The sequence below is a fragment of the Helicobacter pylori genome (assembly GCF_030062585.1).
GTDB classification, from domain to species: domain Bacteria; phylum Campylobacterota; class Campylobacteria; order Campylobacterales; family Helicobacteraceae; genus Helicobacter; species Helicobacter pylori_CN.
In genome coordinates, this window is the sequence record NZ_CP071935.1 from 997180 (window position 1) to 1013490 (window position 16311).

Consider the following 16311-nt stretch of genomic DNA (forward strand, 5'->3'; position numbering starts at 1 on the left):
AACTTTTTTCATCAAGTTTCTTTTTTAAAAAAGCCTAAAAATTTCTTAAACACTCCTTTAGGATCGAACGTGTCGCACATTTTACACCCATACATGCCAATTAAAATCACAAGCCAGCTCACATACACCCAACTCATCAAAAACCACAAAATAGAAACGCTCCCATACAGCTCATGGTAAGTGCGATTATACAACACATAATAAGTGAAAGCCCATTTTAACACATGCCAAGAAACGCTCGTAAAAAACACCCATAAAAACACCCAAAAATAATGTTTAAACACCTTATTCGTGGGAATGGTAAAAAGGATCAAAAAAAACGCGTAAGTGCCTATCCATCTTAAAACATGCAACAAGCTTGAATCTTTATCTTCAAAAAACACTTGGATCTTAATATCAAAAAACACCACCAAAGGCAGAGCGAATAAAAACACTAAAGTCGTGCCAAAACCCCAAAATAAAAAGATTTCTTTACCCTTAAAATGCGCATAATCTCTGGGCTTTGCATCAAAAATTTTTGATGCGATGGAGCGGTAGTTTTCACAAAAAAGCACCAACGCCACCACAATGGACACCTCTTCAAGCGTGCCTAAAGTCATGTCTGTTTTTTTAAAATTTTCTAAAAAATCCTTAATTGCACCAATGAGTTTAGGAGCGTTGGGGAAAATCAAGGCTTCCATTTCACCGCTATGCGCTTGCAAATAATGAGACACAAAAAGACTAAACACAAACAACAAAATAGGCGATAAAGATAAAATCGTATAAAAACTCAAGCTGGAAGCGTAGTAAAACAATTCGCTTAACCCCAAAAAGGCGTTTTGAAGGTGCTCGGGGAAAATCATTCTAAGAAGGTTCAAAAACCCTCTAACGCTTTTAAAAAGTTCTCTCATTAATGACAGCTTGTCGCCATTGTCAAGCCATAAGAGAGCAGTTTTTCTATATCTTTTTTAGGGGCTTTGCCTTTGGTGGTTAAATAATCCCCCAACACCACCGCATTGATGCCGTATTCAAAAAGCTTGGCTTCCTTTTTGTCATTATCTTTAAACACCACTTCACGCCCCCCAGCCACCATAAGCCTAGCATTAGGCAAAAACTCTTTAGCCAAAAGCACGCATTCTAGGGCTTCATCTGCGCTCAAAGTCTCTGCATCAATGGGCAATACCGGGTTTTTAATGAAAAAATTAATCGGCGTGGTGTGCGGGGAGAGCGAAGCTAGCGCCCTAAGCATTTCAATCCGATCTTCCCAGCTCTCATTAAGCCCAAAAATCCCCCCACTGCACAAGCCTAACCCCGCCCTTAATGCGTTTTCGCATGTGATAAACCTTTCTTCCCATGTGTGCGTGGAACAAATCTTAGGGAAGAAATTTTGCGAAGTCTCTAAATTGTGGTTATAGCTATGAATGCCCGCATCTCTTAAAAACTCTAGCTGATCCAAATCCGCGCGCCCGCAGCATGCGATTAAATGCAAGCCTAATTCTTCTTGATTGATGGCTTTAGCTAATCTAGCGATGTATTCGCATTTTTCATCGTCTAATTCGCGCCCTGAAGTAACCAGGCAAAACCCTAAAGCCCCTAATTCCCTTAAGGCTCTAGCCTCTTGTAAAACCACTTTTTCATCTTTAAATTTATAGCGTTTGATCGCTCCTTGGTGGTGTGAGCTTTGCGTGCAATAAGCGCAATCTTCCTTGCAATCCCCACTGCGCACATTGGAAATAGAACATAAAAAAATCTCTTGCATAATCATTCCTTTGTTTTAAAAAAGTTGGTTTTTTGAGACTGATTATAGCAAAGAAAAAGAAGCGCTTTTGATTTTAAAGGCTTTATTCCATTAAATATTAAAACTAAAACTTTATTTGATTTTAATTGTTCGCTAGCGCCTCTAAAGTCAATCTCAAAACTTTACGCTATAATTCCTTTAACTTTTCACTTAAGGGATTTCATGCAAGATTCATTCACTCAAAGTTACCCCCCCCCCAATCAGCGATAAAAAATCATGCGTTAAATAACGCACCCAATAATAAAGAAATAGAACTACCCACCCACATCACCAGTAATTTAAAAAAAGAGCTTAGAGATTATCAAAAAAAAGCGATACACAATTATTTAGAAAAACGCCAATCCCACCCCACTCAAAAGCATTTCATGTTTGAAATGGCCACCGGTAGCGGCAAAACCTTAGTGATGGCGGGTTTGATTTTAGAATGCTGCAAACAAGGCTATCAAAACTTTATCTTTTTTGTAAACAGCACCAGCATTTTAGAAAAAACGAAATTGAATTTTACAGACAGCGCCTCATCAAAATACCTTTTTAGCGAGAATATCAATATCAATGATGAAAACACAGAAATTAAAAGCATCAATAATTTAAACGAAAGCCATAACAACGCTATCAACATTTATTTCAGCACCATTCAAGGCTTGTTTTCATTATTCACTAAAGCTAAAGAAAACGCTATCACCCTAGAGGATTTAAAAGATCAGAAATTGGTTTTTTTAGCGGATGAAGCGCACCATTTAAACACAGAGACTAAAAAGAAATTAAATGATAGTGAGGCTAGTGAAAAACGCAACTGGGAAAGCGTGGTGAAATTAGCGCTAGAACAAAATAAAGACAATTTATTGCTGGAATTTAGCGCCACTATCCCTAAAGAAAAAAGCGTTGAAGAAAAATATAAAAACTTAAAGGTGGCAACTTACACCTTAAAAGAATTTAGCGAGGATAAATTTTGCAAAAACATCTACTCCCTTTCTTATGAAAATAAAGCATTAGAAACGCGCTTTTTAGGGGCATGCGTTTCCAGTTTGTATAAAGAATTACTAGCCCAACACCACAATATTGAAAACTTTAAACCATGCATTTTGTTTAAAAGCGAAAGGATTGAAGAGAGTAAAAAAAATCAAGAGCGCTTCAATGCGTTTTTAGAAAATTTAAGCCCTTTAGATTTGGAAAATTTTTTCCATTACAGCCGCAACGCTTTTTTTAAAGCTGCTAAAAGCTTTTTTGATGAGAAAAATTACACCCCTAACCTTGTGGCATTCTTGCAAACGAAATTCAAAAAAAGCGCCCAGATTAACACCAACAACGAAAAAGAATTAGAAAAAGGCATGCTTTTATTGAACTCCCTAGAAGACAGAGACAACCCTAAAAGAGTGATTTTTAGCGTGGATAAGCTCAATGAAGGCTGGGATGTGCTGAATTTGTTTGACATTGTTAGGCTTAAAAATAAAGCGAGCCAAAAAGACACCACCAAAGACGCCCAGCTCATAGGGCGAGGAGCGAGATACTACCCCTTTAGCTATAACGATTTCAAGCCAGGCCGCATAGAGTTTTACCAACGCAAATTTGATCTTTTTAACCCCTTAAGCGCGCTAGAGAGGTTAGACTACCATGCCATTTATGACAGCGAGTTTATCGCTAAATTAAAAGAAGAATTACGAGAGTTAGGATTAGGATTAATTGAAAAGGAAAAAACAACTATCCCTTTAACACCCACCAAGCGTTTCAAATGCTACTATGCGAGCAACAAAAGAGAAAAAAATAACAACCTCTTCAATAAAGACTATTCAGGTCCTGTTGAAGCCACACTCCAAAGTTTGCATGTCCCCTTATTTGGCTTTAATGTGCGTGAAAAGCAAGTGGATTTTAAAGAAGAAAATAAAGGCGATAGAACTTATTATATACCCCACACCTTAGATAAAATCCCTATAAACTATTTTTTAAAAGCCCTTAATTTAAAAAACCTGGATTTCAAAACGCTTAAAAAAGCCTTTAAAAAACATGCCTTTAACAATAAAGTGGGATTTATAGAGCGGTATGTCTCTTCATTAAAAACAAACTTCCATAAAAACCAAAAGTTTGATGACAACGAAATCCTTTTAAAACTCGCTGTTTATATCATTGGAAATTTAAAAGACACGCTTTTAAAAGAGCAAGATAAATACGAGGTGAGCGCGTTAGAATTAAAAGAATTTGAAACGCATAATAAAAGCCTTAGCGCTAGTGAATGGGAAAAAAACATTCCCCCCTATGAATGGCTGCTTTTTAAAGACATGAGGAAACTAGACAGCGATTTAGAAAGGGAGTTTTTAGATTTTATCAATAAAAATAAAGAGATTTTAGACAAGAAATTCAAAGAATGGTGCGTTTTAAGGAACGATCATTTCGCTGAATTAAAAGTTTTTTGCAATATAAAAGGCCCTTATTACGCGCAAGGTTTTGAGCCGGATTTTATCCTTTTTGCCCAAACGCACGAAGATGAATTTTTAGGCTTCACTTGTTACATGGAAGCTAAAGGCGAGCATTTAGAGCCTTCTAACGCTTGGAAAAAAGAATTTTTAGAAATGCTAGAAAACGCCACGCTTAAAAGCCATAACAAAAAACTCTATTTAAAAGGCTTGCCTTTTTTCACGCTCCATAATAGCGTAGTCAATGGCGATTTTCAAACCGCTTTCCATCAAATTTTTAAGGACAAAGAATGTTAAAAACCCTACTAGATATTTTAATTAATCATTTCACTAAAGAACGCTTAGTAACTTTAATCCTAACAGCTGATGAAAAGCTTTTAACTTTCATGCTTGAGAACGAAAACGCTAACGACTATAAAAAACACTTTTTTAAAACGATCGCTAATTCGCTCGTATTCAATGAAAAAGCGTTATTGGAATGTTTAGAAATAAAAGAATTAGATCGCTCTTTCACGCGATTTAAAAATAAAATAGGTTTATTTTCACAAGAGGGTTTTATCAAATCTAGCGAATTAGTCGTTTTGAATTTCCCTTTTAAAGACAATGTTTTATTGGGTAACGCTAAAGACAACAGCACCAAATCTAACGAGCTTTTTTACCATGAAATATTGCATAAAAACGAAATTGACACGCTTTTACACAAAAAAGCGTTGTGTAATTTTGAAATGCATGGACAAGGCGATTTAGAAAGCGCTTTAAAAGATGAAAACACAAACTACCTTATCAAAGGCAATAACTTGATCGCTCTTCATTCTTTAAAAAAGAAATTCGCTAAAAAAGTGAAATGCATCTACATTGACCCCCCTTATAATACCGGTAATGACAGCTTTAATTACAACGATAATTTTAACCACAGCTCTTGGCTAGTGTTTATGAAAAACAGGCTTGAAGCGGCTAGGGAATTTTTAAGCGATGATGGCGTGATTTTTGTGCAATGCGACGATAACGAACAGGCTTACTTGAAAGTGTTAATGGATGAGATTTTTCTTAAGGAGAATTTTGTGGCGAGTATTAGTTGGAAACAATTTCATTCAGTTAAAAATGATGCTGCTAATTTTTCAAAAAATATTGAATACATACTATGTTATTGCAAAAATTTTTCTAAAAACCTTATTAGTAATGAGCCGTTTGATAAATCAAATTCGTATAAATTAAAAGATGAAAATGGTTTTTACAAATTAGACCCTGTGTGGGCAAAAAGCGGTAATAGTTTTAGCCCTTATACTTTTCTAAATGGTAAAACTTGGTCTCCCCCTAGCGGGACTTTTTGGCGTTATTCAATAGGCATATTAAAAGATATGGAACAAAATAATAGAATAGTTTTTAATGGTAAAAATCCTATGGCTAAACGCTATCTTTCAGAAGTAGCCGAAGGTAGAAAATCTTCAACTTTTTGGGACGGATCAGAAGTTGGTTATAATCTTAATGGAGATGCTGAAATAAAGCAACTATTTAATGGAAATAAAGTTTTTAATAACCCCAAACCCGAAGCCCTAATTTCAAAAATTTTAGAAATTTCCACCCAAGAAAACGACCTCGTGTTAGATTTTTTTGCCGGGAGTGGGACGACTTGCGCGGTGGCGCACAAAATGAAACGCCGCTACATTGGCATCGAGCAAATGGACTATATAGAAACGATCACCAAAGAAAGGTTAAAAAAAGTCATAGAGGGCGAGCAAGGGGGCATTTCTAAAAAATGCGGTTTTAAAGGGGGCGGGAGTTTTGTCTATGCTGAATTAAAAGAAGTGAATTTAGAAATTAAAAAACAAATCCTTAACGCTAAAAGTAAGAGCGAATGCCTAAAAATCTTTAACGATCTTAATGAGCGCATTTTAAAACGCGCCGATTGCAAGATTGATGAAATTGATAGCGAAGAGTTCCAAAATTTAGATTTAAATGAGCAAAAAAGGATTTGTTACGATCTTTTAGACTCTAATGAAGACTATTTGAACCTGGGCGATATTGACGAAGACGCATGGGAGATAGATGAGATCACCAAAAAATACAATGAAATTTTTTATTCTTAAGTTTGATCGTTTTACGCGCACCATTTAACGCATCAAAACGCTACGCCTATTTAGTGGGTAAAAATAAACGATTAAAAATATTGTTGTAGTATTCAAGCCAACCAACAAGGAGCAAAACATGAAAACCTTTAAAAACTGGCTCTGTTTTAGCCTGATCGCTATGAGTTGGCTCCAAGCGGACATGCTGGATAATTTCACTAAGGTCATTAACAGCTACACCACTAAAAAGCTTAATGAAATCAAAGATCAAGTCAATAGCGCTAACCCCACTAAAAATCGCAATACCACTTATAACGCTAATGGCATGCTCACTAACATTGATTGCAAGGTCTTAAAAAATAACTTCTATTCGGTGTGTTATTCTAGCGAATTAAAAAACCCTATTTATGGCGTGAGCGTGTTGTTTGGGGATTTAGTGGATAAAAACAATATTGAAAAACGCTATGAGTTTAAAACGGACACACGATTAGCCAAATACCAACAAGCCACGACACAAGATTACACCAGAAGCGGTTTTGATAGGGGGCATTTTGTGGCGAATGACGCTTCTTTTGATTTTGCGTCTAACCCTTTAAGAGAGACTTACAGAATGACTAATATCACCCCTGAAGCCAAAAACACCAACAGGCATTCTGTTTTATTAGTGGAAAAAGAGGGCCGTAATTTGGCCAGGAAATACCATCAAGTTTTAGTAGAAGAACTCACCATCATCAAACAGGGTTATAGGACTTTTAGCTCTAAAAATATCGCTATCCCTAGCGGATTTTGGTACCACTATGATACAAGCCTAACGGATAGCTATGAAAACGCTAAAAGCGAATGCTTTTATATCCCTAATGACAACCAAAACTATCCCTTACAAGAAATGAGAAAAGATTGTAAAGAATACGAGCGAGTTGAAAAGCAAGTGGTTTTTAAGAACAATAAAAACACTGAGTTGAACGAATTGCCTAAGTATCTTAACAACGCTAAGAAGTATTAAAACCGCTCTTAAAATGCCCGTAAAAACACCGGTATTGTGGATAAAGGTTTAAGAAGTCAAATTTCTAAATGGCTTAAAACTGGTTTTTTATTAGAAGCGATAAGGGTTTTATGGGCGTTGGAGGAATGAGATGAAATTATTATTACAATTATGGCAAACACAACAATAGATCCGGGTTTAAGATAATCTCTTGTAGTTGTTTGCTGGTTTGCTGGATCAATCCATGCTATCCATATGAAACAGCCTATAATCCATAAAAACAATCCAAATACCCCATTTCGCTTCTCGCAACCCTAAAAACAACAATATGCAAATTTTAAATTATTTTACATGAACTCCTGGAGTTTGTTCGCTTGCGCCATCCATTCTGCTAGGCTTTCATAATCGTTATTTTCTATCCAAGCCTTAGCTTGTGCGATTTCTTTTTCGCATTTTTTAATCGCTTCTAAGACATTGTCTCGGTTTTGTTTGAAAATATCTTTCCACATTAAAGGCGAGCTTTTAGACAAACGGCTCATATCCCTAAAACCCCCACCCGCTAAAGATAAAATCATCTCTGGGTCGTTTTGCTTTAAAACGCTATTGGCTAACGCATAGCTCAAAACATGGGGTAAATGGCTGATATAGGCCACATGGGTGTCATGCTCGCTAGATTTCATTTTAATCAAGCGCGCTTTAACGCCTAAAAAGATTTCTTTAGCGATCTCTACTTGCTCAGTCCCTGAATCTTCTAAATCGCACAATATCACCAAAGCGTTTTCATACAGCCCCTTAACGCTCGCTTTAGGGCCATAAAACTCTGTCCCGCACATGGGGTGCGCGGCGATGAAATTTTGACGGATGCTTTTAGGGATATTGCGAATGATTTGCGCTTTAGCACCCCCTAAATCAATAATCGTTGCGCTTTTTTTGATAGAGGTCATTTTTTTCAAACACCCAATGATGCCCTCAACTGGAATGGCTAAAAAAATCACATCGCATTCTAAAATCTTTTCAAACTCCACGCATTCATCTACAAGCCCCAAAGTCAAAGCCAATTTGGCATGCAAGGCGTTGTGATCATAGCCTATAACGCTTTTAAAACGCCCCCATTCTTGTAAGGCTAGCCCTAAACTCCCCCCCATAAGCCCTAAACCAATAATGCCTGCTTTCATGCCAAATTCTAAAGTAAGGTTTTTTCTAACACTTCAGCGATGTTTTTCACCGCAACGATGTTTAAATTCTCTCGCACTTCAGCAGGGATCTCATCTAAATCCCTTTCGTAATTTTTGACAGGAATGAGAGCGGTTTTAATGCCGGCTTTAAAAGCAGCGATCAACTTTTCTTTCAACCCTCCTATGGGTAAAACTTCCCCGCTCAAAGTCAATTCGCCCGTCATCGCCACTTCGCTTCTTATAGCTCGGTCGCACAAAATGCTCGCCATCACGCTCGCCATAGCGATCCCAGCGCTCGGGCCGTCTTTGGGCGTAGCCCCCTCAGGGACATGCAAATGCAAATCATAAGCGTTATAAACTTTCAGCGCTTTTTTCTTTTTCTTACCCTCTGCATCGGTTTCGCTAGGGATTTTAGGCGCTTTTAAGGTTTCGTTATCCAATAAGGCTTTGACAACAGAAAAAGCGATGAGAGCGGATTCTTTCATCACGTCGCCTAAACTCCCGGTGAGTTTCAATTCCCCCTTACCCCTGATCTTAAGTGCTTCAATTTTAAGCACATCACCGCCCACTGGAGTCCATGCTAAACCATTGACGATACCGATTTTATTTTCTCCATCTATGGGGTCAATTTCAAACACCATGCGTTCTAAATACTCTTTAAGGTTGTTAGGCGTGATAGAGACGCAGAAATCTTTGTTCTCGCCTTTTTGATTTTCGCTTTTTTGATCTTCGCCTTTTTTGGTTCGCCCTTTTTTGTGCGGGTTATCTTCTAGGTATTTTAAAGCCGCTTTACGCATAATCGTTGCGATTTGTCTTCGTAAATCCCTAACGCCCGCTTCTCTGGTGTATTTTTCAATAATGAGTTTCAAACACTCATGGCTAATATCCACTTCGCTAGGCTTTAAGGCGTGCTTTTCTAATTCTTGGGGGATGAGGTAGTTTTTAGCGATCTCTTCTTTTTCGCTAGGCGTGTAGCTGGACACGCTGATAAATTCCATTCTGTCTCTTAAAGGAGCCGGGATCCTGTCAATATTATTAGCGGTAGCGATAAAAATCACTTGCGACAAATCAATGCTGAAATTCGCATAATGATCCCTAAAAGCGATATTTTGCTCAGGGTCTAAAATCTCTAATAAAGCGCTCGCTGGATCACCCCTAACGCTTCGATCCACCTTATCAATTTCATCTAAAACCATGACCGGATTCATCTTTTTGGCTTCAATAAGCCCTTGGACAATACGCCCGGGCATGGAGCCTATATAAGTGCGCCTGTGCCCTCTTAGTTCATTCACATCTTCTAAGCCCCCTAAAGCGATCCGAACTAAAGGGCGTTCTATCGCTTTAGCGATGGAATTAGCCAAACTCGTTTTACCCACGCCAGGAGGCCCATAAAAGCATAAAATCGTGCCTTTAGCTTTGTCTTTTTTTTCTGGTTTTTTCTTGTGGCGCATTTCTAAAAGCTGCATGGTGGCAAAGTATTCTACAATACGCTCTTTAGGCCTTTTTAAGGAATAATGATCGTTATCTAGTTGCTCTTTGACATGCTTAATGTCAAGCGCTTTTTTTTCATATTGCCCAAAAGGCACATCTAACATGGTTTCAATATAATTTTGTAAAGTCGCGCTATCAGAGCTGTCTGCATGGGTTCGGCTCAGCCGGTCAATTTGTTTTTTGATTTCTTTAAACGCTTCTTCTTTTAAAAAAGGCTTGACGCTTTCTAGTTTTTGGTAGTATTGGTTTAAATCTTCGTCTCGTTGTTTGTCTGTGCCAAGCTCTTTTTGGATTTGCTTGAGCTGCTCTTTTAAGAAATATTCCTTATTGGTTTGCTCCATTTTTTGATGGACTTTGGACTTGATTTCTTTTTGGAGTTTTTGGGTTTTAGTCTCTTCTATCACAATATCAATCAAATCCAACAAGCGCTGCTCGGTGTTGTTATTCGCAAAAAGAAAATACGCTTGATCTTTTTTCAAATGCAAGGCCGCTGCGATTAAATCAGCGATGCGGTTAGGATCGTCATTGTCTTCTAAAGCCTTGATCAAATCCGGGGGGAAGAGCGAGCTGACATTCGCTAGAGTGATCACCTTTTCTTTTAAGACTTCCACGATAGCCTGAATGTTTTCTTTATCGTATTCTAAATATTCAATAGGGCTTATTTGAGCTTCTAAAAAGCCTTGCTCGTTTTCTTTAGCAGGCTCTAAAATACGCCCCTTAGCGATGCCATTAAAGAGCAATTTCACGCGCCCATTAGGCATGTTGGCTTCACGCATAATAGATCCAATCACTCCCACATCATAATAAGGGGCTTCATTGTCGTTCAATTTGTCTTTTTGGCATGCAATAAAGACTAATGATTTGTTGTTTTTAGCGTAAGCTACCGCCTTGATGCTCGCATTATTTTGCAAAAAAATAGGGGCTATCATAAAGGGGTATAAAAAGGTGTCTTCTTCTACCAATAAAGGCAGAATTTTAGGAAAATCTTCAGTCATTTTTCATCTCTCTGTTATAATGTGTATGGTTTTGAAATATCCTACCAATCAAAGATTAACACATACCAAGGCATGTGCGATGGTTTGGGTTTAGTCTCTTTTTCTAAAGTCTCATCTATCCTTTCTAAATAGCGTTTCACGCCCTCAGGCTTGTGGCGTTTTTTATAGACATTCGCGATCGCGCGATTGAGCTCATTTTGCCCTAAAATGAATTTGATTTGCATGTATTCTACATAGGGGCGGTAACGGCTGTTAGGGTATTTTTCTATAAATTCGCCCAAACTCACAATAGAATTAGAGATAAATTCTTGGTCTTTAGAATGGTTTTTGAAAGCGTAATAATGCGATTGCAGTTTCAAAAAGGTCAAATAATCCACATTGTCTTTCGTCCCAAAGCGCTTGATGTATTCATCAAAGTAAAAAGACGCCAAAACATATTCTTTCTTTTTCATGTGTGCTTGCCCTAAAGCTAGCATCGCTTCTGGGACAAGGGGGGAATTGATGTGTTCGCTTTGTAAAGAAGAATAGTAATTGTCCGCTGTTTCTAAGTTAGCAAAAAGGATTTCTCTTAAAATCCCTTGATACCAAAAGATCGCCGGTTTGTTGTATTCGTCTTTTTTTTTCTTTTTGTTCGCGCAACCGGTGCCTATAACAATGATTGCCATTGTGATAAAAAGGAAAGTTTTAAAATGTTTTAAACGCATGCCACCTGTCTTATAAAGTTAAATTTTTGAATAACTCATGGTTATTTTTTCTTATCTTTCTTATTCCCACCAAATAATGTCAGCACCATTTCTCCAAATCAAGCCCAGCCGCACCAAAAAGGCACCACCCATCGCTAAAATGAGATTTACTAGGATTATTTTTCTTGATTTGTGGTTTTATTTTGCTCATTTCTTACTCCTTATTATGTTTTAATAATTGTTCAGTTAAACTTCCATCATGGTTAAGTTATTGGGATTATACCCAAAACTAGCAAAAATTGATTTTACCAAAATTGTTTGATATAATACAGAGTTTTTAGTTTAGAAATCATTGAGCGCTGGTTTTAAGGCGGTCTTTTATTCTTTAAGGAGAAGATTTTGTGCTTTTTTAAAGGGAATGCAATCGCCTATGATTTTTGATGTGAAAGCGCCTATCTTAGGGTTTGAAACCATTCATAAAATGCACTTGCAAAAGGTTGATGAAATCTTTTTGCGTTTGAATAGTGCAGAAGACAATTCTGTCGTGTCTTTCACGCTAGTGAATCCCTTTGCTTTAAGAAAATACGAATTTGAAGTGCCTACCCCCTTAAAAATCCTTTTAGAATTAGAGGGAGCCAAGAGCGTTCTAGTCGCTAATATCATGGTGGTTCAAACCCCCATTGAGCTTTCCACCGTGAATTATTTAGCCCCTTTAATTTTCAATTTGGACAAGCAGCTCATGGGGCAAGTGGTTTTGGACTCTAACAAATACCCGCACTACCATTTAAGAGAGAATATTCTAAGCCACACGCATGAATGACGCATGAATGATGCATGAGCGGTGTCTGTGTAAAGCGTTTTTTTAAACTTATGGCGCAATGCATTGGTGTTTTTGCAAATACAAGCGAGCGGTTTTCTTATGGTATAATAGCGGTTATTTTTTAGAATAACCAACGCTAAAAATAGCGCTTTAATTGAATCCAAAACAAGGAGTTTATTTTATGGAACAAAGCCATCAAAACTTGCAATCTCAATTTTTTATAGAGCATATCTTACAGATTTTACCTCACCGCTACCCCATGCTCTTAGTGGATAGAATTACAGAGTTACAAGCCAATCAAAAAATTGTCGCTTATAAGAATATCACTTTTAATGAAGACGTGTTTAACGGGCATTTCCCTAATAAGCCCATTTTCCCGGGCGTTTTGATCGTAGAGGGCATGGCGCAAACGGGAGGGTTTTTAGCTTTCACTAGCTTGTGGGGGTTTGACCCTGAAATAGCTAAAACAAAAATCGTGTATTTCATGACGATTGATAAGGTTAAATTCCGCATTCCCGTAACCCCAGGCGACAGATTAGAATACCATTTAGAAGTCTTAAAGCATAAGGGTATGATTTGGCAAGTGGGCGGCACGGCTCAAGTGGATGGCAAAGTGGTCGCTGAAGCCGAATTAAAAGCCATGATCGCAGAGAGAGAATAAAAATGAGTAAGATTGCAAAAACAGCCATTATCTCTCCTAAAGCAGAGATTGGCAAGGGCGTAGAGATTGGAGAATTTTGCGTGATTGGAGATGGCGTCAAACTAGATGAAGGCGTGAAACTCCATAACAATGTAACTTTACAAGGGCATACTTTCATTGGAAAAAACACCGAAATTTTTCCTTTTGCCGTGCTAGGCACACAGCCTCAAGATTTAAAATACAAGGGCGAATACAGCGAACTGATTGTTGGAGAAGACAACCTTATTCGTGAATTTTGCATGATAAATCCCGGCACTGAAGGGGGGATTAAAAAAACCCTTATTGGGGATAAAAACCTGCTCATGGCTTATGTGCATGTCGCTCATGATTGCGTGATTGGCAGTCATTGCATTTTGGCTAATGGCGTAACTTTAGCAGGGCATATTGAAATAGGCGATTATGTCAATATCGGCGGTCTTACTGCAATCCATCAGTTTGTGCGTATCGCTAAAGGCTGCATGATAGCCGGTAAGAGCGCTTTAGGCAAAGACGTGCCGCCTTATTGCACCGTAGAGGGCAATCGCGCTTTTATTAGGGGGTTAAACCGCCACCGGATGCGCCAATTACTAGAGAGTAAGGATATTGATTTTATTTATGCGCTTTATAAGAGGTTGTTCCGCCCTATCCCCTCTTTAAGAGAGAGCGCTAAATTAGAGTTAGAAGAGCATGCCAATAACCCTTTTGTGAAAGAGATTTGCTCTTTTATTTTAGAGAGTTCTAGGGGCGTGGCGTATAAGTCAAGCGAATATTCTAGCGAAGAAAAACAAGAGGAATAACATGAACGAAACGCTTTATTGCAGTTTTTGCAAAAAACCAGAATCCAGAGATCCCAAAAAACGCCGCATTATTTTTGCGAGCAATCTCAATAAAGACGTGTGCGTGTGCGAATATTGTATAGATGTGATGCATGGGGAATTGCACAAATACGACAATTCTTTATTGGCGCTCAAAAGAGACCGATTAAGAAGAATGGAATCTAGCGCTTATGAAGAAGAGTTTTTGCTCTCTCACATTCCAGCCCCTAAAGAGCTTAAGGCGGTTTTAGACAATTATGTGATAGGCCAAGAGCAGGCCAAAAAGGTTTTTTCCGTAGCCGTGTATAACCATTACAAACGCTTATCTTTTAAAGAAAAACTCAAAAAACAAGACAACCAAGACAGCAATGTGGAGTTGGAACATTTAGAAGAAGTAGAGTTGAGCAAGTCTAATATTTTACTGATCGGCCCTACAGGATCAGGCAAAACTTTAATGGCGCAAACTCTAGCCAAGCATTTGGATATTCCTATCGCTATTAGCGATGCGACTAGCTTGACTGAAGCGGGCTATGTGGGCGAAGACGTGGAAAATATCCTTACAAGATTGTTGCAAGCGAGCGATTGGAATGTCCAAAAAGCCCAAAAAGGCATTGTGTTTATTGATGAAATTGATAAAATCAGCCGTTTGTCAGAAAACCGCTCCATCACTAGAGACGTTTCTGGCGAGGGCGTTCAGCAAGCGTTGTTAAAAATCGTTGAAGGCTCTTTAGTGAATATCCCCCCTAAAGGTGGCAGAAAGCACCCTGAGGGCAATTTCATTCAAATTGACACGAGCGATATTTTATTCATTTGCGCCGGAGCGTTTGACGGGTTAGCTGAAATCATTAAAAAACGCACCACGCAGAATGTGTTGGGTTTCACTCAAGAAAAGATGAGCAAAAAAGAGCAAGAAGCGATCTTGCATTTAGTCCAAACCCATGACTTAGTAACTTATGGGCTTATCCCTGAGCTTATTGGCCGTTTGCCGGTTTTAAGCACGCTAGATAGCATCAGTTTAGAAGCGATGGTGGATATTTTACAAAAACCTAAAAACGCTCTCATCAAGCAATACCAGCAGCTTTTCAAAATGGATGAGGTGGATTTGATCTTTGAAGAAGAAGCCATTAAAGAAATCGCTAAACTCGCATTAGAAAGAAAAACCGGGGCTAGGGGCTTAAGGGCGATCATTGAAGATTTTTGTTTGGATATTATGTTTGATTTACCCAAGCTTAAGGGATCGGAAGTGCGTATCACTAAAGATTGTGTTTTAAAACAAGCTGAACCTTTAATCATCGCTAAAACGCATTCTAAAATCTTTCCTTAAGGAACACGCTTATCAATTCAATTCAATTTAATAACAAAGGATCACAAAGGGCATGATTTTTAGCAAATTAATCGGTTTGTTTTCGCATGATATTGCCATAGATTTAGGCACGGCTAACACGATCGTGTTGGTCAAAGGGCAGGGCATTATTATCAATGAGCCTTCTATTGTGGCGGTGCGCATGGGATTGTTTGATTCTAAAGCTTATGATATTTTGGCAGTGGGGAGCGAGGCTAAGGAAATGCTAGGCAAAACCCCTAACAGCATCAGAGCGATTCGCCCCATGAAAGATGGCGTGATTGCCGATTATGACATTACCGCTAAAATGATCCGCTACTTTATTGAAAAAGCGCACAAACGAAAGACATGGATCCGCCCGCGCATCATGGTGTGCGTGCCTTATGGGCTGACGAGCGTGGAAAGGAATGCGGTTAAAGAGAGTGCTTTGAGCGCTGGGGCTAGAGAGGTCTTTTTGATTGAAGAGCCTATGGCAGCCGCGATTGGAGCGGGCTTACCCGTGAAAGAGCCGCAAGGGAGTTTGATTGTGGATATTGGCGGAGGCACGACTGAAATTGGCGTGATCAGCCTTGGAGGGTTAGTCATTTCTAAAAGCATTAGAGTGGCTGGGGATAAATTGGATCAAAGCATCGTGGAATACATCCGCAAGAAATTCAATTTGTTGATAGGGGAGCGCACCGGCGAAGAGATTAAGATTGAAATCGGTTGCGCGATCAAATTGGATCCGCCTCTCACGATGGAAGTGTCAGGGAGAGATCAAGTGAGCGGGCTGTTGCACACGATTGAATTGAGCTCTGATGATGTGTTTGAAGCCATTAAAGATCAGGTGAGAGAAATCTCTAGCGCTTTAAGGAGCGTGCTTGAAGAAGTGAAGCCGGATTTGGCTAAAGACATTGTGCAAAATGGCGTGGTGCTTACCGGCGGTGGGGCTTTGATTAAAGGCTTAGACAAGTATTTAAGCGATATGGTTAAACTCCCTGTGTATGTGGGCGATGAGCCTTTATTGGCGGTAGCCAAAGGCACAGGGGAAGCCATACAAGATTTGGATTTACTCAGCCGTGTGGGTTTTAGTGAATAA

14 protein-coding genes are annotated in these 16311 nt (G+C 38.7%); 8 read left to right on the plus strand and 6 right to left on the minus strand.

The genetic code is table 11. From position 1 onward, the window contains the following. Window positions 1–11: 11 nt before the first annotated feature. Both J5F42_RS04705 and J5F42_RS04710 read right to left on the minus strand, forming a co-directional pair. Window positions 12–890 carry a YihY/virulence factor BrkB family protein gene (locus tag J5F42_RS04705; RefSeq protein ID WP_097699108.1) on the minus strand — a complete coding sequence of 293 codons (879 nt, stop codon included), beginning with the start codon at window positions 888–890 and terminating at the stop codon, window positions 12–14. Then, the gene (locus J5F42_RS04710; protein ID WP_001155644.1) at window positions 890–1738 is read right to left on the minus strand and encodes a biotin synthase; all 849 of its coding nucleotides are present in this window, start codon (window positions 1736–1738) and stop codon (window positions 890–892) included. Before J5F42_RS04710 ends, J5F42_RS04705 begins: the two co-directional genes overlap by 1 nt. Before the next feature lie 125 nt (window positions 1739–1863). On the opposite strand from J5F42_RS04710, the gene J5F42_RS04715 reads away from it, so the two are divergent. From J5F42_RS04715 to J5F42_RS04725, 3 genes are all read left to right on the plus strand, one after another. Beyond that, window positions 1864–4482, plus strand: coding sequence for a DEAD/DEAH box helicase family protein (locus J5F42_RS04715; protein ID WP_283491155.1), 2619 nt, complete (start codon window positions 1864–1866; stop codon window positions 4480–4482). Then, a complete protein-coding gene (locus tag J5F42_RS04720; protein WP_097699110.1) occupies window positions 4476–6272 on the plus strand; it encodes a site-specific DNA-methyltransferase in 1797 nt (598 codons plus the stop codon). The genes J5F42_RS04715 and J5F42_RS04720 overlap by 7 nt, the downstream gene beginning before the upstream one ends. A gap of 118 nt (window positions 6273–6390) precedes the next feature. Next, window positions 6391–7254 carry a DNA/RNA non-specific endonuclease gene (locus J5F42_RS04725; RefSeq protein ID WP_097699111.1) on the plus strand — a complete coding sequence of 288 codons (864 nt, stop codon included), beginning with the start codon at window positions 6391–6393 and terminating at the stop codon, window positions 7252–7254. A gap of 326 nt (window positions 7255–7580) precedes the next feature. Here the strand turns inward: J5F42_RS04725 and J5F42_RS04730 are convergent, their stop codons facing one another. From J5F42_RS04730 to J5F42_RS04740, 3 genes are read right to left on the minus strand one after another with little or no spacing between them, the layout of a single operon-like run. Continuing rightward, window positions 7581–8408 (minus strand): prephenate dehydrogenase, encoded by an 828-nt coding sequence (locus J5F42_RS04730; RefSeq protein WP_097699112.1) that lies wholly within the window; start codon window positions 8406–8408, stop codon window positions 7581–7583. Window positions 8409–8416: 8 nt separating this feature from the next. Beyond that, window positions 8417–10894, minus strand: a complete 2478-nt coding sequence (gene lon, locus J5F42_RS04735) for an endopeptidase La (protein ID WP_283491156.1) — start codon at window positions 10892–10894, stop codon at window positions 8417–8419. Window positions 10895–10935: 41 nt separating this feature from the next. After that, window positions 10936–11598 carry an outer membrane protein assembly factor BamD gene (locus J5F42_RS04740; protein WP_001237316.1) on the minus strand — a complete coding sequence of 221 codons (663 nt, stop codon included), beginning with the start codon at window positions 11596–11598 and terminating at the stop codon, window positions 10936–10938. Between the two features lie 409 nt (window positions 11599–12007). On the opposite strand from J5F42_RS04740, the gene fliW reads away from it, so the two are divergent. Next, window positions 12008–12397: a flagellar assembly protein FliW gene (gene fliW / locus J5F42_RS04745; protein WP_001861714.1), complete on the plus strand. Its 390-nt coding sequence runs from the start codon at window positions 12008–12010 to the stop codon at window positions 12395–12397. Here the strand turns inward: fliW and J5F42_RS07905 are convergent. Beyond that, window positions 12355–12561 carry a flavoprotein oxidoreductase gene (locus J5F42_RS07905; protein ID WP_425311163.1) on the minus strand — a complete coding sequence of 69 codons (207 nt, stop codon included), beginning with the start codon at window positions 12559–12561 and terminating at the stop codon, window positions 12355–12357. The genes fliW and J5F42_RS07905 overlap by 43 nt on opposite strands. A 17-nt stretch (window positions 12562–12578) precedes the next feature. Between J5F42_RS07905 and fabZ the strand changes: the two genes are divergently transcribed. The 4 genes from fabZ to J5F42_RS04765 are packed head-to-tail and all read left to right on the plus strand — an operon-like array spanning window position 12579 to window position 16311. Next, the gene (gene fabZ, locus J5F42_RS04750; RefSeq protein WP_000438090.1) at window positions 12579–13058 is read left to right on the plus strand and encodes a 3-hydroxyacyl-ACP dehydratase FabZ; all 480 of its coding nucleotides are present in this window, start codon (window positions 12579–12581) and stop codon (window positions 13056–13058) included. 2 nt (window positions 13059–13060) lie between these two features. Beyond that, window positions 13061–13873 carry an acyl-ACP--UDP-N-acetylglucosamine O-acyltransferase gene (gene lpxA / locus J5F42_RS04755; protein ID WP_283491157.1) on the plus strand — a complete coding sequence of 271 codons (813 nt, stop codon included), beginning with the start codon at window positions 13061–13063 and terminating at the stop codon, window positions 13871–13873. 1 nt (window position 13874) lies between these two features. Beyond that, window positions 13875–15215, plus strand: coding sequence for an ATP-dependent protease ATP-binding subunit ClpX (gene clpX / locus J5F42_RS04760; protein ID WP_097719826.1), 1341 nt, complete (start codon window positions 13875–13877; stop codon window positions 15213–15215). A gap of 52 nt (window positions 15216–15267) precedes the next feature. Then, window positions 15268–16311: a rod shape-determining protein gene (locus J5F42_RS04765; protein ID WP_000577744.1), complete on the plus strand. Its 1044-nt coding sequence runs from the start codon at window positions 15268–15270 to the stop codon at window positions 16309–16311.